The following is a 21,519-nucleotide window of genomic DNA, read 5'->3' as shown; positions in this document are numbered from 1 at the left end:
TTATTCTTTTATTTTACCGTGTTTTTTTATTGCTGATTCACGCCACCAACATTGAAACACTGGAACTACGAACATAGTCATCGACTGGATAAGCATACCCCCAAAAGTAGGGATGGCCATCGGAACCATAATATCCGCTCCTTTACCAGTCGACGTTAGTACCGGAAGTAAGGCAATAAGTGCAGTTGCCGTAGTCATAGCAGCAGGGCGTACTCGTCTTAATCCAGCATGAACTACAGCCTCTCTAATTTCATCTTTGGTATGTGGGTCACGTTCAAGGAAAGTATCATGGATATATGTACCCATTAATACACCGTCATTGGTGGCAATGCCGAATAAAGCAATAAATCCTACCCAGACAGCAATACTCAGGTTTATCTGATGCATTTGAAACAGGTCGCGCATATTCATATCCCCGATTGAGAAGTTCATAAACCAAGGCTCTCCATAAAGCCACAGCAGGATAAATCCTCCGGCAAAAGCTACGATTACTCCGGAAAAGTGGATCAATGATGCTGTAACGGTTTTGAACTGGAAATACAATATCAATAAGATAGCCAGCAAACTTAACGGTATAACAACCAATAGTCGATTAGCAGCCCTTTTTTGTTGTTCATAATTTCCAGCAAACTTATAAGATACACCTTTGGGTAATTCTAACTGCCCAGATGCTATTTTATCTTTAAGTATCTTGTCAGCTTCCTTAACAACATCTACTTCAGCTTTCCCTGCCACTTTATCAAAGATAACATAACCAAGCAAGAAGGTATTTTCACTTTGGATCATCTGCGCTCCTTTGGTATATTCTATATCTGCTACTTCCTGTAAAGGAATCTGGGCTCCGGTTGCTGTAGGTACAATCAGTTTAGCCAATTCTTCGGGATTATCTCTCAATTCCCTCGGATACCTTAAACGCACAGGAAAACGTTCACGCCCTTCTACGGTTGTGGTCAGGGGCATTCCTCCTACTGCCGCACCGATCACATCTTGTAAATCTGCCACGGTAATGCCATAACGCGCCATATTCTGACGGTTTAGTTTTATTTCAATATAGGGTGCTCCGACCGCACGATCATAAAATACAGTAGATGAAAGAATCGACGGAATATCTTTCAAGGCTGTTTCCAATGCTTTACCACCTTGCTCAATGGATTCCAAATCGGGTCCTGATACTTTTAATCCCATCGGCGCACGCATACCTGTCGAAAGCATAACCAAACGGGCTTCTATAGGTTGTAATTTGGGCGAGGATGTAAGTCCGGGCATATGGGTTACGTTCACAATTTCCTGCCAAATATCATCCGCTTTTTTAATGTGAGGGCGCCACTGGCGGAAATAATCTCCTTTGCTGTTGATAACAAGACTATCGGCAGGTAGTAGGCGGAAACCATCTTTTGGATTATAAGTACCTCCACCTTTTAAAAGAAATTCACCATTACTATTAACTTTAAATCGTTGCCGATGCCCATCTTCGTCCAGTATATATTCGCTACGGTAGTTAATCGTATTTTCAAACATTTGGGTTGGAGCCGGGTCGAGTGCAGAATTGACACGTCCCCATTTACCTACGGTTATATCGACTTCGGGGATATTGGAAATACGCTTATCCAGTGTTTCTATAAATTGTAAATTCTGCTCTATACCCGTATGTGGCATGCTGGTTGGCATCAAAAGGAACGAGCCTTCGTTCAGGCTTGGCATAAATTCTTCACCGATGCCAGGGAAACGTTCACTCGAAGCCTGCCAGAAAGTAGTCTGTCTGAAACTCTTCCAGCCTACGGTTTCAAACCCTTTGGCGACAAAACCGAATGTTGTATCGAATCCCAACCATATCATAATACCAAAGAATACCGTAACCAGAGGTATAAGCATAAATTTCCAACGATGTTCCAAGCACCAACGTAAGATACGTTCGTAATAAATTACCAATATCCATAACAAGGCTAAGATTATACTTATAGCTACAAGAACAAATATCAGGTTTAAAAAGAATCCTTCCTGTGGGCCAATAGGTAGCCATTCGATAGTCAGGTAATAGACGGCAACCAGAATGGCAATGCCTATATTTATATAAGTAGGTATCTTCTTATTCGTCCAACGGTTGGCAAGGAAGTTATTTAGTCCGAATAGAGTGAGTGCTAACGCAGCAAATACACCTGTAAAGACAAACAACAGAATACCTCCAGCTATCAAGATAATATTAGCAATTCTACGCATCTGGGCGGAAGTTACTTTAATGGAAAATGCATAATAGGCCAGTGTTGGTAACAGGCTTAGCCCCAGTAGTAATGCTGATACAAGTGCAAAGGTCTTTGTAAATGCTAGCGGATGGAATAATTTCCCCTCTTGTGCCTGCATGGCAAAGACCGGCAGGAAGCTCACAATGGTTGTAAGCATAGCTGTAGTAATAGCCCCCGAAACTTCTCTAACACTTTTATATATCAGATTCGCAAAGGCTTTCCCTTTAGAAATACCTTCATTTTCAGGCATTTCCATATGCCGGATAATATTCTCTACAAAGACGACTCCGACATCTATCATGACCCCGATAGCGATAGCAATACCCGACAGTGCAACAATATTAGCTTCAATCCCTGTATAACGCATGATTATAAAGGTCGCTAATACTGTTATAGGGAGCATGGCGGAAATTACAACTGATGCACGTAGATTAAAGACTAATACTATTACAACAATAATACAAATCAGTATTTCGTGAGAAAGAGCGGTTTCCAGCGTCCCTATAGTTTCTTGTATCAGTCCTGACCTGTCATAGAAAGGAACAACAGTAACTTTCGATATAGTTCCGTCTGCCAGCGTTTTTTGTGGCAATCCAGCTTCCATCTCTTTGATTTTTGCTTTTACATTGTCGATAACTTGCATTGGATTAGAACCATAGCGGGCAACCACAACGCCGCCGACAGCTTCGACACCTTCTTTATCCAGACCACCTCGACGTGTCGCTGGCCCCAGATTGACAAAAGCGACATCTTTTATTTTTACGGGTACACCGTTGCGGACAGTAATAACTGCTTCTTCCAGATCGGAAACATTCTTAATATATCCCAATCCCCTGACTAGATATTCAGCCTTATTGATTTCCACCGTTTCAGCACCAATATCCAAATTGCTCTTTTGCACCGCATTCATCACATCCATGATGGATACATTAAAGGCACGCATGGCATTGGGATTTATTTCTACCTGATATTCTTTCACAAACCCACCAATAGATGCAACTTCGGATACTCCTTCGGCTGCCGAAATCGAATATTTGGCATAAAAGTCTTGAATAGTCCGTAATTCATCGGGGTTCCATCCTCCGGTAGGCTCTCCTGTTTCAGGATTACGTCCTTCAAGAGTATACCAGAATATTTGTCCTAAAGCGGTGGCATCGGGCCCCAAGCTGGGCTGTACTCCTACAGGCAGCGTTCCCGCAGGTAGAGAGTTCAGCTTTTCCAAAACTCTGGAACGACTCCAGTAAAATTCGATGTTATCGTCAAAAATGATATAAATAAACGACATACCGAACATAGAGGTACTGCGGATAGTTTTTACTCCGGGTATCCCCAGTAATGAAGTAGATAACGGATACGTAATTTGTTCCTGAATATCTTTAGGTGAACGTCCCATCCATTCGGTGGCGACAATTTGCTGATTTTCCCCTATATCAGGAATAGCATCCACAGGGACGGGGTCGCGTGGCAATACGCCACCATGCCAATTGAATGGAGCTGTAGATAGTCCCCAAACAATGATGATAACAAGTAATAACAATGTTATAACTCTGTTATCGAGAAAATACTTGATGATTCTGTTAAGCATACTACATATTTTATTTATCAGTTAATAATAATTCGTTCAATTTTTCCCATCCACCTCCGTTATAGACATTTATAAATCCTTGATGTGTTAAAAATGACTTGGCTTTTTCACTTCTCTTTCCACTACGGCAAACTATAACAATAGGTTCTTTTTTTTGTAGGAAAAAAAGAGAATCATTGAATTTATCAAGTGGAATATTTATAGAATTTCTTATATGACCTTCATTATACTCCAGCTCTGTGCGAACATCAAGTATAATAGCGGATTTATTCTCTACCAGATACTTAATATGGGTATAAAGAGGCACTGACGGTTGGGTGACAACCGAATCAATTAGAACTGTATCCGTACTATAATGGGTATATACGGGACGTCCTATGATATAGCCATTGGAGATAGCTATACCAATTAGAAAATAAAAAGGTTTCATTGTTTTTTGATTTGATAAACATTTGTTAATCTTTAGTTATAGATATAAACAACCTTACTACATATTCGGTTTAGGATATGCATAATCAAGCGAATGACTATATAGCCACAAGGTTTATCAAATCAAATACGATAGATGCAAATATAAGTCAACAGGTCTATGTTATGTAAACTAAAACCTCCTGGCGGAAAGTATTGACTTGTTTTTGTTATGCCCTCATTATTTGTAGGTATAAGCAGATTAAGAGCTAACCATACGCTTTCAAATGTTGGCAATACATTATTCAAGTTAAATTGTTGAGCCTGATACTGATAGTCATCCGTGGAAAATTCAATTTTTTGGATGTCACAGCAGTTCTCATGAGATGGTAATATATTATATTCCTGTGCATTTTGGTTAGAATGGCAGGAATCATTTCCCTGTTGTGGCATTTCCATATCTTCACAGCAGGACTCTTCTATTTCATTGTTTAAAACTCCAAAGGAATATAATTCTCCTGCACAAAAATGCATAGCAAGTACGGGATGAGCCCCGATAACCAGCATTAATAGTAACAGAAATATTGATATAACCTTCTTCATTTTTATTACTGTAAAATTTTGCTTATAAAGTAAGCCATCTGCAAAAGTAGATAATTATTTTAATATAAACACAATAAAATTGTTTTTTTTGCTACAAATGATTAAATGTGCAAGGTGCAAGTATCTATATATAGATAAACTTGCACCTTGCATTGCATATAAAATATTATTATTCAGATATTTTGGTTGTTTCAGAAATAGTTGTAACTTTGAACCTGAGTTTTATGCAGACAAATCGGCGTCAAGGGCAGCAAGTACTGCCAGTAATATGCAGCAAGAGTGCAGATTTTACTTTGATTTGTACTTTGAAACTTATAAATGATGATTTTTTCACTTAATATGTGTGGTTTGGTAATCCGAGGATTCGGGTACAGCCTTACCACAATGGAAGTGTCAATAGAGACGTGGAGATTAAAGCGCTGTAATTGAATTAGTTAGCTTTGTTTAACCCAATTCGTACCCCCTAAGATAATTCGTAGGGATGAAGCATTAAAATCCAGTCATTTAAGGTCTTTAGGTGGCTTTCCCGTCCGGACCGCCAAAGAAGTCTCTAAGTTAGTTAATTTTAGCTACTTGGAGACTTTCTCTTTTTCGGTAGGAGCGATATAAGGAGCGACTTTTCAATTATTACAGCTTTCTGACTATAAGGTCAAATGAGCAGAATCAAGACTAATGAGGGAAAACAATTGATAGAGATTGATTGTTATAATAAAGAGACAATATTCTTTCCTTTTTTATATCAACACCATTTTTCGCAGAATCTGATGTTTTTATTAGCCGATCATAACAGATAAGATCGGGAAAAAAGTTTATTTACTTTTTATATAAAAAAACAGATAAATATTACCATCATGAAAATATACATTAGACATATGGTAAGCCAACGATGTAAAATAATAGTAATGCAGGAGTTAAAAAAAATAGGACTCAATTACGTTAACGTAGACTTAGGTGTTGTGAATCTTCCAAAAGATATAACGAGAGAGCAAAAAAACCAATTCAATCTGGCGTTGCAAGGAACCGGATTAGAACTAATAGAGGATAAAAAGGATGTAGTGGTCGAACAGATAAAAACAGCGGTTATTGAATTGATCTATTATTCAGGAAATAAGTTAAAGGTTCCTTTTTCAACCTATTTGAGTAATCGGTTGAAATTAAACTACAATTACTTATCAAATATGTTTACCGAATCGGAAGGTATTACAATTGCTCATTTTATTATTATGCATAAAATAGAATGTGTTAAAGAATTTATCCAATACGATGAACTAAGTTTTTCCGAAATTGCCTTTAGATTGCATTACAGTAGTATTGCTCATTTATCAAATCAGTTTAAGAAAATAACAGGCACCACACTGTCTTATTATAAAGCACATGGACTGAAAAGAACCGTCAATATTGAAAATCTGTAAATTGTGTAATATTCAGCCATAAATATATAACACTTTAGATTTCGGTTATGCATACCTTTAACAGATATGGATAAAATAAAGTATTTGGAGAGCACTACGCTCGACGAAAAACCGTTACGAGATGAATTATTCAATATAGAACAACTCATACAACACGCCAGAGGACTCGCATGCCGGCAACAATTAGCAAACCGGAAGAAAGATCATTTTTTACTGGCGCGGCTCAACTATAATGACAAAGTTCTGCATGAATTCAATAAAACAGAACTTATTCTCAAAAAACCTTATAATGTTACTCCTGCAACGACATGGCTAATTGATAATTTTTATCTGATAGAAGAACAAATACAATTGGCACGGCTGCATTTCCCGCAAAGATACAGCCAGGAATTACCTTGTCTGGCAACAGGACTCCATCGCAATCTACCCCGTATTTACAGTGTCATCTTGGAGCTTATTTCCCACGTAGACGCACAAATAGATGAGGCTTCTCTTCAGGCGTTTATTGGTGCATACCAAACGGAATCCCCACTGAAATTAGGTGAGCTTTGGGCAGTCCCGATTATGCTCAGATTAGCATTGATCGAGAATTTGCAGCGGATTGTAATACGCTTACAGGAAAATCAACTACACCGTGATAAAGCAAACTTGTGGATAAATAAATTACAATTGATGGCAACAAAAAGGCCATCCAGGTTAATCGAAGTAGTATCGGATATGTCGAAATCCGATATTCCTCTCACCAGCGCTTTTGTTTCAGAGTTTTGCCAGCGGATGTCATTGAATAACCCGGCTTTACATATCGCACGTAATTGGCTCGAACAACGATTGTCCGAGAATGGATTGTCTATTGAAGAGTTACTACATGCCGAAAATCAAAATCTGGCTGCCGACCAGTTATCGGTAAGTCACAGCATCAACAGTTTTCGAACGCTAAGCGCTATCGATTGGAAGGATTTTGTTGAATCATTAAGTTTTGTCGACAAAATCCTTCGAAACGATCCGGCCCGGATTTATCCCATGATGGACTTTGCCACCCGCGACCACTACCGCCATTCCATAGAGCGGTTTGCAAAAAAGAGTTCGTATTCTGAAATGGAAGTCGCCCGAGAAACAATTAAGCTTGCAGAAAAAGCGGAAAGACAAGAATGCCATACTCGGAATGCACATGTCGGGTTCTACCTGATAGACGATGGGCAAATAGAGCTTATGCGTGTACTTAAAATAAAGAAAACATTGGGTTCTATTACTGAGCATATCATTTATAAGTATCCTCTTTTTTTCTATGCAGGAGGCATCCTGCTTCTCTCTCTAATCGGCAGTGGAGTTTTCATAAAAATATTATATTCTCAGGATATCTATCTGGACATTTGGAAAATGATAATTTTATCACTCATTTTTCTTTTATGCGTCAGTCAGTTAGTTGTAGATTTAGTGAATTGGCTATCCATGTTACTCATTAGCCCCAAGGTACTTCCCCGGCTCGATTTCTCAGAAGGCATACCAACCGAAAATACAACGATGGTCGTTATTCCGACGATGCTTTCAAGTATTGATTCTATAGAGAAACTTATAGATAATCTGGAACTTCATTATCTGTCTAACCGCGATGCTAATCTACATTTTGCTCTGCTCACGGACTTTCTTGATGCAGAACAAGAGATAATGCCTTTTGATGAGAGTCTGCTTGAGCGAGCAAAAACAGGCATTGAAACTCTCAACCGACAATATACAATATCGGGTAACGGTTCCATTTTTTATTTGTTTCATCGTCCTCGTCTTTGGAATAAATGGGAAAACAAATGGATGGGATATGAACGGAAACGGGGAAAGCTTATGGATTTCAATGAGTTTCTAAGAGATAGTTCTACAAATGCGTTTTCTGAGATCGTCGGGGATACGGCTATCCTGTCTTCAATAAAATATGTAATCACTTTAGATACTGACACTCAATTGCCTGGCGATTCAGCCTATAAATTGGTAGGAACTATGGCCCATCCACTCAATCATCCGGTATTTGACACAAAAAAGAATATTGTTATCAAGGGCTATGGTATTCTTCAACCGCGTGTTTCCATAAACTTAGAAAGTAGCCAAAAATCTATATTTACCCGTCTAGCATCAGGAGATATAGGCATCGACCCATACACACGCGCTATTTCGGATGTATATCAAGACATTTTTCGCGAAGGCTCTTATGTTGGAAAAGGTATTTATGATGTGGATGCATTTGAACAGGCCTTAGCTGGTCGCTTTCCGGAGAATAAAATACTTAGTCACGATCTGTTGGAATCGGCATACGTTCGGTCAGCTCTTATCAGCGACGTTGAAATGTATGAATCCTACCCTCCGGGATATAATTTGGATGCCATTCGCCGCCATCGCTGGATTCGTGGGGATTGGCAGATTATACAATGGCTATTTCCCCGGGTTCCTACTTTAAATCGTAAATGGGAGAGAAACCCTATTTCCAGGTTGGGAAAATGGAAATTATTAGATAATCTCCGCCGTAGCTTGATACCTCCAGGACTATTATTGCTGTTAGTTTCATTCTATTATCTTTCTCCTAAAGCTATCTGGTTGGTTCCTCTATTGATACCTATTATAGTCACATTGCCTCTTGCAATGTCATTATTGACCAACATAATTTATAAATCTAAAGAACAATCATGGTATTTTCATTTACGTGAGGTTTCACAAAAAGGAGCTCGGCAGTTTAAGCAAATATTACTCTCACTGATACTTTTACCATACGAAGCTTACCTAAATTCTACAGCTATTCTGACTAGCTTATGGCGTTTATTGGTAACTCACCGCCATTTATTGAAATGGAAAACATCGATAGCCTCCGAGCAAGCAACAGGTAATTATTTATCCAGCTTTTATACATTGATGTGGTTTACTCCGGCTTTAGCTGTCGTTTGCATTGTGCTGCTGTCCATTTTCAACCCCTTATTATTGCTCTATTCTTTTCCTATTTGGATTGTATGGCTAATAGCTCCTTATATTGCATGGCTAATCAGTCGTCCTATAAAAAAACAGAGTCCGGACTTTACAGCTAAACAAACGCTCCTTTTACATCGTATTGCCCGCAAAACATGGTATTTCTTCGAAACGTTTGTTACCGCCAGAGAAAACTGGTTACCACCCGATAATTTTCAAGAAATACCTGAACCTGTTATAGCTTCACGGACCTCTCCCACCAATATCGGATTAGCATTATTAGCTAATCTATCAGCATATGACTTCGGATATTTATCTGCCGGAAAGATGTTGGAACGTACCCAACTTACGTTTATGACAATGAACCGTCTGGAAAAATATAGGAATCATTTCTATAATTGGTATGATACGCACACGCTGCAGCCTCTTTTCCCGCTCTATATATCAAGTGTAGATAGCGGAAACCTGGCAGGGCATTTACTTACATTAGGACAAGGCATCAGAGAATTGGAAGATAGTCCTATATATACATCCGGCATTTTCAGTGGATTACTCGATACCGTACGTGTAATAAAAGAATATGCTGTGCAAAATACGCTTCTCCTGCAGCTTGAAACGGATTTGGAAGCCAAACCCCAAACATTGCAAACCGCATTTGCCTTTCTTCAGTCTATAAGTTCTCAAATAGATAAGATAATAAGATCATTTGATTCCGGAGATGAGGAATTACAAAAATGGGGGCGAACATTGAAAGACAACTGTGACGACCATATCAATGAATTATTATATATCGCACCTTGGATTCAAGGACAGTATACATTACCCGAAGAGGGTATTACAAAGAATTTGGATTTCCTCATTTCAAAAATAAAGACCCTCGATTACCCTCTCACATTAAAAGAGGTTTCTGAATTAGGGCAAACTATCTGTCCTTTAATTGAATTGACATTAACAGAGCTTACAGAATATCATAGTCCTTCGATTAAAAGTTTGACCGCATGGCTATTCTGTATACACAAAGCCGCCGATCATGCTACCGAAAGGATAGGACTCATAAATTTATTAGCACGGCAAAGTGAATCTTTTTCCCAAATGGATTTCACATTCCTCTATAATACATCAAAGAAATTGTTTACGATCGGATATAATTTGGCGGAACAACGCAGCGATACAGCTTCATATGATATGCTGGCCTCGGAGGCCAGATTATGTAGCTATGTGGCCATTGCTCAAGGTCAGATACCCCAGGAGCATTGGTTCTCGTTAAGCCGGTTATTATTTATAACAGAAGATAAGCCGGTCTTATTATCATGGAGTGGTTCTATGTTCGAATATCTGATGCCTTTGTTGGTAATGCCTAATTTCGAACAGACTTTACTCGATAAAACCTATGAGGGAGTAGTACAAGTTCAAATAGAATATGGTAAAACGCTCGGGGTCCCATGGGGTATTTCAGAGTCCGGATATAACCGCACCGATACCCATCTCAACTATCAATATAAAGCTTTCGGCATTCCCAGTTTAGGCTTGAAGCGCGGATTGTCGAAAGACTTGGTTATTACCCCATACGCTACCGTCATGGCTTTGATGGTTGCACCAATCAAGGCATGTGAAAATATGGAACGTCTCACAGCAACCGGACATGAAGGCCTTTATGGTTATTATGAGGCTATCGATTATACTCCCTCCCATCTGCCGCCTAATGAGTCGAGCGTAAATATACATTCGTTTATGGTACATCATCAGGGAATGAGCTTACTTGCGCTGACCAATCTGGCAAAAGACAATGTGATGCAACGGCGTTTTATGTCATGTCCGATACTGAAAGCCAACGAGCTATTATTACAGGAACGCGTTCCCCGCAGTATATCTGCCAATATAATTTCAGATGATTCCGAATACGAGATAAAAGGAACCCATCCGTTACTTTCCGACACGTCTGACACAATACGCCACTTTAAAAATATGGATATTGCTCCGGAGATAAATCTATTATCCAATGGGCATTATCATATTATGGTAAATAATGCCGGAGGAGGATATAGCCGATGGAACAATATAGCTGTTACTCGTTGGCGGGAAGATGCGACAAGCGATAATTTAGGACTATTCGTCTATTTGAAAGAGCGAAACAGCAGCGAATTTCATTCCATCACCTATCAACCGGTACACTCCACTCTTTTGGATAGGGAAGCTATATTTACACAAGCATATTCCGAGTTTCATCAAAAAGGGTCGAAGTTAGAAACACATATGACCATTTGCATTTCACCCGAAGATGATATCGAATTAAGACGGATCAGATTGATCAACCATTCACATACGGCCCGGACAATAGAGTTGACAACTTATAGCGAAGTGGTCATAGCGCCTCAAGCCGCGGATGAAGCACACCCGGCTTTTAGCAACTTGTTTGTGCAAACAGAATTTGTCCCGGATTTATCCGCCTTGCTCTGTACCCGGCGTGCCCGTTCGGAGAATGAGTATCCACCCTGTTTAATTCATTTATTGCTCGTTGATGATCATCAGCAAAAAGATATTTCTTGCGAAACGGACAGGGCTTTATTTATTGGTCGGGGATGTTCTTTGAACAATCCTTTGGCTATGCAACATTCAGGGCCTTTATCCAATAGCTGTGGTTCTGTCCTGGATCCGGCTATTTCTTTACGACGAACGGTGACTGTACCGCCCGACTCTGAGATAACTGTCTGCGTCCTGCTCGGAATGACAGAAACGCGTGAGGCCGCCCTGGCATTAGTTGACAAATATCAGAATATCCGGATGACTGAGCGTGCCTTTGAACTAGCCTGGACTCATAACCAGGTTGTACTTCATCAATTAAATATTACCGAAGCAGAAGCACAACTATATAGTAAACTTGCCGGTTCTTTGGTTTATGCAAATTCATTAAGACGGGCTTCACAGACTACACTAAAGAGTAACAGACGGGGACAAGATGGCCTTTGGAGTTATAGCATTTCGGGAGATGTGCCTATCGTTTTAGTTCGTATCAGTGATCTTTCCGGCATAGAATTGGTCAGGCAAATCGTATTGGCACATGCCTATTGGCGTATGAAAGGTTTGACAGTAGAATTAATTATAGTAAATGAAGATGTTTCGGTGTATCGCCAATCAGTACACGATGAGATTGTGAACCTGATATCATCGGGTATTGAAGCCCCATTATTAGAAAAGGCAGGAGGAATTTTTGTTCGCCGGATCGAACAAGTGCCACACGATGACATGTTGTTATTATTAGCTGCTGCACGTATCGTTCTTAGCGACGAACAAGGAACATTCTCCATGCAATTAGAGTCGTTAACGATAGATGAATTACAGGTGCCTGTTTTACAACCTGTAATTTTACCTATATCAACGATAGAAAAACAACCATCAAAACACAAGTTAATTTTCGAAAACGGTTTAGGTGGATTTACTTCCGACGGACATGAATATGTTATCACCCTTCAACCCGGACAGACAACTCCTGCTCCATGGTGTAATGTATTGGCTAATGAGCAGTTCGGTACAGTGGTTTCTGAGAGCGGAGGTGCATATACATGGGCTGAGAATGCCCATGAATTTCGACTTACCCCATGGAATAATGATCCTGTAAAGGATGCGTCAGGCGAAGCTTTCTATATTAGAGACGAGCGATCCGGACAATTCTGGTCGCCGACTCCGTTACCGGCAAAAGGTAGAACTCCTTATGTAATCAGACATGGATTCGGATATACTGTATTTGAACACAGTGAAAATGGAATAGAATCGGAGCTGACCGTATATGTTGCAATAGACGCCCCTGTCAAATTGAATGTATTGAAACTGCGTAATGTATCCGGAAGAAGCCGGAAAATCTCCGTTACGGGATATTACGAATGGGTGTTGGCTGATCTGCGCCCGAAAAGTTTATTACATATCCAGACGGAAATAGATGTAAAAACCGGAGTCTTTTTTGCCAGAAATTTTTATAATATCGGCTTTGCCGGTCAGATAGCCTTTCTTGATGTGGGTGAACCCCGTACATTAACAGGAGACAGGACTGAATTTATCGGGCGAAACGGTAGTTTATCACAACCGGCCGCAATGAAACGAACGCGTCTGTCGGGTAAAGTCGGTGCCGGTTTAGATCCTTGTGGGGCTGTGCAAGTGGTGCTTGAATTAGCGAATGGACAGGAACGGGAGATTCGTTTCAGACTCGGTTTTGCTCACAATAAAGACGAAATGAGAGATTTGGTTTCACGTTTCAGACAAACAGGCGCCGCTAAAGAAGCGCTTGGTAAAGTCGGGGCTTATTGGAATAAAACATTAGGCGTGATTAATGTCGACACTCCCGATCCGTCGGTAAATGTGATGGCTAACGGATGGCTGTTATACCAAACAATAAGCAGCCGGATATGGGCCCGTTCAGGATATTATCAGTCGGGAGGAGCTTATGGTTTCCGCGATCAACTTCAAGATGTAATGGCGCTGGTACATGCCGAGCCTATGATGATTCGCAAACAAATACTGAGAGCTGCCGGCCGCCAGTTTAAGGAAGGAGATGTACAGCATTGGTGGCATCCGCCTTCGGGTAGAGGTGTAAGAACACATTTCTCGGACGATTATTTATGGCTTCCGTATGTTGTGAGTCGGTACGTAACGAGTGTCGGCGACACTGATTTACTGGATGAGAACGTACCCTTTATCGAAGGACGGCTATTAGGGACGAATGAAGAATCTTATTACGATTTACCCGGACGTTCCGGGGAATGGGCTACGGTTTATGAACATTGTGTAAGAAGTATAAAGTACGGATTAAAATTTGGAGACCACGGATTGCCATTAATGGGATGCGGCGATTGGAATGACGGCATGAACCTGGTAGGAAAAGAAGGCCGGGGCGAAAGTGTCTGGCTGGGATTTTTTCTATATGATGTTCTTCTGAAATTCTCTGAATTGGCCGTATCCCGCAATAATGGTTCTTTTGCCCGGTATTGTATTGATCAGGCGGAAATACTTCGTGACAATATTCGAAAGAATGCTTGGGACGGAGAATGGTACCGGCGTGCTTATTTCGATAACGGGATGCCTCTCGGATCGAGAACCAATGAGGAATGCCGTATCGATTCGTTACCCCAAAGCTGGTCGGTTATCAGTGGTGCGGGAGATCCTGAACGATCTGCAGCAGGAATGGCTCAGGTGGATATCCAATTAGTACATTATAAAGATAAATTAATCCAGTTATTTACTCCGGCATTCGATCAATCGAATCTTAATCCCGGCTATATTAAAGGATATATACCCGGCGTTCGTGAAAACGGGGGGCAATATACACATGGAGCTATCTGGGCGGTACTTGCTTTTGCCCTTATGGGTGAAACCGAAAAAGCATGGGAATTATTTGACCTTTTAAATCCTGTGCAGCACGGAAATTCCGCCGAACAAATCGCTGTTTATAAGGTCGAACCTTATGTGATAGCCGCTGATATTTATGCTGCCGAAGGATATCCGGGCCGTGGCGGCTGGACATGGTATACAGGTTCTGCGGCTTGGATGTACCGCCTTCTGGTAGAAACTCTTTTAGGTATCAATTTAGTTGGTGATAGGTTAGATTTATCTCCTCATTTACCGAAAAAATGGGATCGCTACAAAGTACATTATCGTTATAAAGAGACTGTGTATCATATTACTTTCTCTCGCATATCGGATTCATCATCTGCTCACATTACACTTGATGGGAAAATATTAGATCGCAAAAATAGTTTACCTCTTATCAATGATAAGATCGAACACTCTGTAGAAATGTGGATTGAATAAAGAGGATGCCAAGGCCATAAAAAAGACATACAAGAAATAAATACGCTCATTAAGTAGAATAAAATAGAAGGATGAAGTTTCAAAATTTCGTCAGTAAAAAGTCATAGAGATACGAATGCACAAATACGGAATCCGCACTTTGCAAATAAAGCAAAAGATACTACCTTTATGCACGTCCGAATCCGGGGATTTTGAGAAAGATGCAATCGGATGGACTGAAAGGAACTTCAGGAAAAAAACAATTAATTTAGGACAATTATGGGTATCATAAAGTCGGTAAGGGGATTTACCCCCCTCATTGGAAAAGACACGTATGTGGCTGATAATGCAGTAATCATCGGGGATGTAGAAATCGGGGAAGGCTGCAGCGTATGGTTCGGCGCCGTTCTACGGGGAGACGTCAATTCAATCCGCATCGGTAACGGAGTCAATATACAAGACGGTTCGGTATTGCATACATTATATGAGAAATCAGTGATCGAGATTGAGGATGATGTTTCAATCGGGCATAATGTGACAATCCATGGGGCAAAGATCTGCTCCGGCGCACTGATAGGCATCGGTTCGATCGTGCTGGATCATGCCGTGATCGGAGAAGGCGCCATTATTGCGGCCGGATCGGTCGTACTCAGCGGTACGATCGTCGAGCCGGGAACCATCTATGCCGGCGTTCCGGCCAAATTCATTAAGAAAGTCGACCCGCAACAATCCAAAGAAATCAATCAGAAAATCGCACGGAATTATCACATGTACGCCTCCTGGTACAAGGAAAGACCCGGACTATAACGGGCCGGGGCAAAAGGGAGAAAAAAGAAAGAAAAAGAGTTACCTTTGTCAGGCAAAACAAGGTATATTTCTATGATCGACTGGAAAAAAACATTCGTTATTATATGGTCGGGACAACTTTTATCCATTTTAAGCAGCTCCATCGTCGGCTTTGCCATCGTTTTATGGTTGAGTTTCGAAACCCGCTCGGCGGAGGTTCTTGCCTTTAGTACCATTGCTGCTTTGCTGCCGCAATCGTTGCTAGGGCCGATTGCCGGCGTTTATGTCGATCGATGGAAACGGAAGCGGGTGATGATCCTGTCAGACAGTTTTATTGCTTTCTGTACCATCATTCTTGCTGCCCTTTTTTATCTCGACGTGGCAGAAATATGGCAGATCTACCTCCTGTTGGCCATGCGTTCCATAGGCTCGGCGTTTCATTCGCCGGCGATGCAAGCCTCTATCCCGCTGATTGCGCCGAAAGAGGAATTGGTACGCATTTCCGGCATCAACCAGATGATCCAGTCTCTGTGCAATATTGCAGGACCGGCCTTGGGAGCCTTGCTGATCACCTGGATGGATATGAGTTTCATCCTGATGCTTGATGTTGTGGGCGCAATCATAGCCTGCCTAGGACTGTTGCTGGTCGTCATCCCCGATCCACCGAAAGAGGAAATACAGGAAAAGCGCCAGGTCTTCCGCGAAATGATCGAAGGCATACGGGAAGTAACGCAAAAGAAAGGATTGAAATGGCTTTTTATCTTTTCCATCCTCTGTACGTTCTTCCTCATGCCGGTCGGAGTCCTTTTCCCTCTCATGACGCTGAATCATTTCTCCGGGACAGCCTTCCAGATGAGCCTGATCGAAGTGGTCTGGGGCTCCGGCATGCTGATCGGCGGTATGGCCCTGGGGCTGAAAAAGGTGAAATGGAATAAGATCGTACTGATTAACCTTTCCTACATTATTCTGGGCTTATCGTTCGCCTTTTCCGGCCTCCTGCCGAAGGAAGGATATGCCGGATTCGTCGTCCTGACAACCATAGGAGGAATCGCATCTTCCATCTATTTCTCCATGTTTAATACGGTGATACAAACGAACATCAAACCGTCGGCCCTGGGGCGTGTGTTCTCCATGTTTATGAGCGTTAGCATCCTGCCCTCGATGATAGGACTCCTTAGCACCGGTTTCCTGGCGGATTCTATCGGTATCGCATCCACCTTTCTTATCTGCGGAATTGTCGTCACCTTGGCCGGAGTTATTTCATTCGGAGTACCTTCCATCATGCTACTGAGCAAAGAAGATAACGAACGTTGACCATTGGATTATTCAACAAGAGCATCTATCTTTGTACGTCTTAAAAAAAGAAAGAATATGCATAATTGGTTTGAATGTAAAGTTTCATACGAAAAGGTAATGGAAAACGGGATGCAAAAGAAGGTATCGGAACCCTATCTGGTCGACGCCCTCTCATTCACGGAAGCGGAAGCAAGGATTATAGAAGAGATACGTCCGTTCATTACCGGAGAATTTACCATAGCGGATATCAAACGCGCCCGCCTCTCCGAATTGTTTTTCAATGAAAACGGAGACCGTTTCTACAAATTCAAGATCTATTTCATCACGCTCGACGAAAAGAGCGGAGCGGAAAAAAAGACAGCCGCCCAGATGCTGGCGCAGGCATCCGACCTGAAAGACGCCATTCAAGTACTGGAAGAAGGAATGAAAGGTACGCTAGCCGACTACGTCATCGCTTCCGTAACGGAAACGGCGCTGATGGATGTATTCCCGTTTACGGCGGAAAGTTCAAAGACAGAGGAGGTGAAGGTGGCATCATGAACATAGCTGAGAATATCCGGAAATTAAGAAGTTCGATCCCCGGCGGAGTCAGCCTGGTCGCCGTCTCAAAGTTCCATCCGGAAGACGCCATACGGGAAGCTTACGGAGCCGGACAGCGTATTTTCGGGGAAAGCCGGGTACAGGAGCTGGTAGAGAAAAGACCGGATTTGCCTGCTGATATCAAATGGCATTTCATCGGCCCTTTGCAAACGAACAAGGTGAAAGCCATCGCTCCGTTCATCCATACTATTCAAAGCATCGACACCGTCAAGCTGCTGAAAGAGGTCGACAAGCAGGCCGCACGGAATGAACTGATAATCAATGTATTGCTGGAGATCCATATTGCAAAGGAAGAAAGCAAGCACGGGTTCAGCCGCGACGAATGCCTCGCCTTGTTCAACGAACCTGTCGGGGAAGCCTATCCCAACCTTCATTTCTGCGGATTAATGGGAATGGCGACCAATACGGATAATATGGAACAGGTGCGGCAGGAATTTCACGACCTGCACCAGTTCTTCGAAACCGTAAAGAGCTTGCCGGGCGTTACATTGTCCCATTTCCAAACCCTCTCCATGGGAATGACACATGATTACCGGATTGCGATCGAAGAGGGAAGTACCATGATACGGATCGGAACAATGCTGTTCGGCGAACGGGAATATTGATCTTTGTTAACACTCGGGGAAAGATGCCCGGATTTCATCGGAAGAATATAGAATATATTAATTATTTTTGTGAAAAAAAGTAGGGATGATCGATATGAAAACTAATTACGGTGGGCTCATGCTTCGGAATCCATTGATTGTGGGTAGTTCCGGACTGACCAACAACCCGGAGCGCATCAAGGAGTATGAGAAAGCCGGCGCCGGTGCGGTTGTATTGAAATCTCTTTTTGAAGAACAGATAGAGATGCAGGCCTTCGAGGCCATACATGAAAATGAATATCCGGAAGCAGCGAGATACATCAATACCTATGTCAAGGCAAACCAGGTGAGCTCTTACCTGGAGTTGATAAAGAAAGCCAAAACGGTGTGCACCATTCCCATCATTGCCAGCATCCATTGTTATAAAGCGGACGCATGGACCGATTTTGCCCACCAGATGGAGTTAGCCGGTGCGGATGCACTTGAACTGAATGTATTTTTCCTTTGTACGGATCCGGACACGGACTATGATGCCACATTGGATCTCTGCGTTTCCATCCTGAAAAAAGTAAGGGAAACGGTTTCCATTCCGATTTTCATGAAAATCGGGAAGAACATAGGCAACATTCCCCGCCTGGTGAAAACCCTGAAAGACAACGGCGCTGATGCCGTCGTCCTGTTCAACCGCTTCTATCAGCCGGATATAGATATCAATACCCGGCAGATCGTGTCGGGAAATGTATTCAGTAATCACTCCGACCTGAGCGAAACAATCCGCTGGACAGCGATTGTCAGCGGAATCGTACAAGGAATCGACATCGCCTCCTCTACCGGAATCCTCGACTGGGAAGATGTCATCAAATGCCTGTTGGCCGGCGCTTCGGCCGTTCAGCTCTGCAGCGCTATCTACACCCACGGTGCGGAGATCATTTCCCAGATGCTGGTATGCATCGAAGAATGGATGCATCAGGCAAAATACGAATCCTTATCGCAATTCAAAGGCCAACTGAGCTTCCGGAATGTTACGGACCCTTCTGTATACGAACGTTCCCAGTTTATGAAATATTTCTCCGACAGAGACTGATTCCACCCATAGGGAAAGATAACAATAACGAAATCGGGCGGCAATTTATTCTCTTGCCGCCCGATTTGTCATCAATCCTATTTATTCGGAATCAGTTAAACTCCTGAATTTTATATTTACTTTTGGCTGTATACACACGGCCGAAGAGATCGGTTCCGCGTACTTCAATCTGATGTTCGCCTACCGAAAGATTGGTCGGTATATTGGCACGCCACAAGTGACGGCTTTTCTCCGGATTAGATGGCCTGCGGACAGGCCTTAGCTCTTCGATAAAGTCCCAATCCTGCACATAACGATAGTAAGCGGGATCGTAATCCTCCACTCTCTTCATCTTTCTCCATTCGCCATCATCGACACGACACTCAACGAGGTCATTCTCGCTTCCCATAAAGAAATTGGCATAGATTCCGGAAGATACTCCTTTCTTGGAGGGTACTACTTTCGGATTGTAGATAGAAATCTGGTAATCGGCGGGCTTGCCGGCTACTTTATAGTCAAGCGTATATTTATTGCCCTTGATATTCAGAAAGGCATATCCCTTCGGCGTACCGTCGCGCATGGTAGAAACAGGCAATCCTTTATCATCCAATATTCCGGAATACCAGTCCCCGCAGGTAGTTCCTACGTTGTATTCATGAATGGGTTTCTCCCGGTTTAAGCCTTCCTCTTTTCCGGCAAACCCATGACACTGTACATGCGTATGGGCGGAAAAAACCAAAACGTCCGGAAATTTACTCAAGAGATAATATAGCTGGTTGCGGTCGTCTTCCCGGAAAGCCTCCTTAAAAGTAAACAAAGGAATATGCATGGAAATAACGATCAGTTGGTCCGGACTTACATGGGCCAGATCATTCTTCACAAACTCCAATTGGTCATCCCTTAATCCTCCAGTATAGCCTTTGCCGGAAAAAGGATTCGGATACAAGACATCATCCAGGACAATAAAATGGACTTTCCCGTAATTAAAAGCATAATTATTGGGGCCGAAGCTTGCTTCGAACGACTCGTCCGACTGGAAATCGGACTTTGCATCGTAATTCATATCATGATTGCCCAGTACATTATACCAGGGCAGGCCGATCTGTTTGATGGCATCCTTATAGGGAGCGTGCAATGTCAGGTTATCTCCGACCAGGTCTCCCATCGTGATTCCAAAACTGATGTTCGGGATGTCTTTCACTTCATCTACAATACCCCGGATAAAGTAATCAATCTCCTGATTCGTATAAGTTTGCGAGTCTCCGAAAATAAAAGAAGTGAAGTTTTCAGGTTCATCGTACTTGATGATGGCAAAATCCACCGACTTCGGCAAATCCCCCGTAGGGCTTACTCCTTTGTAAAAAGACGAAGGAGAACCCGCCGGCTTATGAATATAATAAGATTTGGGAAGGTTGAATTCGTCCAACGCTATTTTATACCCGGAGGGTTTGATCACGAAAATGATGTTGTCGTTCCCAACAGGTAATTCATACGCGCCGGAAGCATCCGTAAGCGTTACATTCACCCCATTGGAGACAGCCACATTAGGCACGCCTTTTTCCTGGCGCTCTTTCTTCCCGTTTTGATTTTGATCTTCATAGACATAACCCTTCACTAGGTTTTGTCCGATTAAATTGCTACTTATGACAAGTAAAAGAATAAATAACTTAAGCTTCATTTCTATTAATTTTTATTTTCTGCTATTTTCAAATCCTTTGTCGCTTCCAGTTCTTCTATACCCCCCATCGGAAAGAAAACCTTTAATCCGGTAACCTGATCCTGCTTGTCGCGAAGGAAAATAACGGTTCCGCCATATTGAGGAATACCGAAAGAATCTTTCTCAACAGGAACCAAAGATACGGAACCTAACGAAACAGAGGCATTCAATGTATCACGAAGCAATGTAATCACCGCATCATCGACCACAGCGCCCGCCGGAAAAATATATTTTCCGGTATATTCCGAAAGGTTCGACTTCTCCGACTTCTCCGATGCAATTAATTGTGCAAAAACAATTAAATTCAGCAATAAAAATAATACTAATTTTGTTTTCATACTTCAATTATATAAATAATAGATTATAATTATCCGCATCGTGTCCTACGTGAAAAATCAAGTATACTGAGTGAATAAATCGAGTATACTCGATTTTATAATTCAGTATACTGAATGGATGCATTGAGTATACTGAATTTTTCAGGGATCTAAATGCCTTTGCCAG

At 42.0% G+C, this 21,519-nt stretch carries 12 protein-coding genes; 7 read left to right on the top strand and 5 right to left on the bottom strand.

The annotated features are described in order from the left end of the window. The 3 genes from BQ8014_RS09125 to BQ8014_RS09115 all read right to left on the bottom strand — a co-directional run bounded on the left by BQ8014_RS09125 (position 1) and on the right by BQ8014_RS09115 (position 4,836). The gene (locus BQ8014_RS09125; RefSeq protein WP_006844390.1) at positions 1-3,825 is read right to left on the bottom strand and encodes an efflux RND transporter permease subunit; all 3,825 of its coding nucleotides are present in this window, start codon (positions 3,823-3,825) and stop codon (positions 1-3) included. A gap of 10 nt (positions 3,826-3,835) precedes the next feature. Further along, the gene (locus BQ8014_RS09120) at positions 3,836-4,255 is read right to left on the bottom strand and encodes a rhodanese-like domain-containing protein (protein WP_006844391.1); all 420 of its coding nucleotides are present in this window, start codon (positions 4,253-4,255) and stop codon (positions 3,836-3,838) included. Between the two features lie 122 nt (positions 4,256-4,377). Further along, positions 4,378-4,836: an HYC_CC_PP family protein gene (locus tag BQ8014_RS09115; protein WP_006844392.1), complete on the bottom strand. Its 459-nt coding sequence runs from the start codon at positions 4,834-4,836 to the stop codon at positions 4,378-4,380. Between the two features lie 851 nt (positions 4,837-5,687). Between BQ8014_RS09115 and BQ8014_RS09110 the strand changes: the two genes are divergently transcribed. From BQ8014_RS09110 to BQ8014_RS09080, 7 genes are all read left to right on the top strand, one after another. Continuing rightward, the gene (locus BQ8014_RS09110) at positions 5,688-6,248 is read left to right on the top strand and encodes a helix-turn-helix domain-containing protein (protein ID WP_080904104.1); all 561 of its coding nucleotides are present in this window, start codon (positions 5,688-5,690) and stop codon (positions 6,246-6,248) included. Between the two features lie 66 nt (positions 6,249-6,314). After that, the gene (locus BQ8014_RS09105; protein WP_080904103.1) at positions 6,315-14,990 is read left to right on the top strand and encodes a glycoside hydrolase family 94 protein; all 8,676 of its coding nucleotides are present in this window, start codon (positions 6,315-6,317) and stop codon (positions 14,988-14,990) included. A 258-nt stretch (positions 14,991-15,248) separates the two neighbouring features. Then, positions 15,249-15,776 (top strand): gamma carbonic anhydrase family protein, encoded by a 528-nt coding sequence (locus BQ8014_RS09100; protein WP_080904102.1) that lies wholly within the window; start codon positions 15,249-15,251, stop codon positions 15,774-15,776. Positions 15,777-15,848: 72 nt separating this feature from the next. Next, the gene (locus BQ8014_RS09095) at positions 15,849-17,069 is read left to right on the top strand and encodes an MFS transporter (RefSeq protein ID WP_080904101.1); all 1,221 of its coding nucleotides are present in this window, start codon (positions 15,849-15,851) and stop codon (positions 17,067-17,069) included. Positions 17,070-17,126: 57 nt separating this feature from the next. Further along, positions 17,127-17,591, top strand: a complete 465-nt coding sequence (locus tag BQ8014_RS09090) for a DUF4494 domain-containing protein (RefSeq protein ID WP_080904100.1) — start codon at positions 17,127-17,129, stop codon at positions 17,589-17,591. After that, positions 17,588-18,256 (top strand): YggS family pyridoxal phosphate-dependent enzyme, encoded by a 669-nt coding sequence (locus BQ8014_RS09085; RefSeq protein ID WP_080904099.1) that lies wholly within the window; start codon positions 17,588-17,590, stop codon positions 18,254-18,256. Before BQ8014_RS09090 ends, BQ8014_RS09085 begins: the two co-directional genes overlap by 4 nt. A gap of 85 nt (positions 18,257-18,341) precedes the next feature. Beyond that, complete coding sequence (locus BQ8014_RS09080; RefSeq protein WP_080904098.1) at positions 18,342-19,319, top strand: dihydroorotate dehydrogenase-like protein; 978 nt, start codon at positions 18,342-18,344, stop codon at positions 19,317-19,319. A 91-nt stretch (positions 19,320-19,410) separates the two neighbouring features. Here BQ8014_RS09080 and BQ8014_RS09075 read toward each other — a convergent pair whose 3' ends face one another. Both BQ8014_RS09075 and BQ8014_RS09070 read right to left on the bottom strand, forming a co-directional pair. Beyond that, a complete protein-coding gene (locus BQ8014_RS09075; protein ID WP_080904097.1) occupies positions 19,411-20,976 on the bottom strand; it encodes a calcineurin-like phosphoesterase C-terminal domain-containing protein in 1,566 nt (521 codons plus the stop codon). 5 nt (positions 20,977-20,981) lie between these two features. Further along, a complete protein-coding gene (locus BQ8014_RS09070; RefSeq protein ID WP_080904096.1) occupies positions 20,982-21,353 on the bottom strand; it encodes a hypothetical protein in 372 nt (123 codons plus the stop codon). Positions 21,354-21,519 lie beyond the last annotated feature (166 nt).

This window comes from Parabacteroides sp. Marseille-P3160, assembly GCF_900162725.1.
Classification (GTDB): Bacteria; Bacteroidota; Bacteroidia; order Bacteroidales; family Tannerellaceae; genus Marseille-P3160.
Note: the sequence above shows the minus strand (reverse complement) of the source record. Positions and strands in the feature narration are given on the sequence as shown.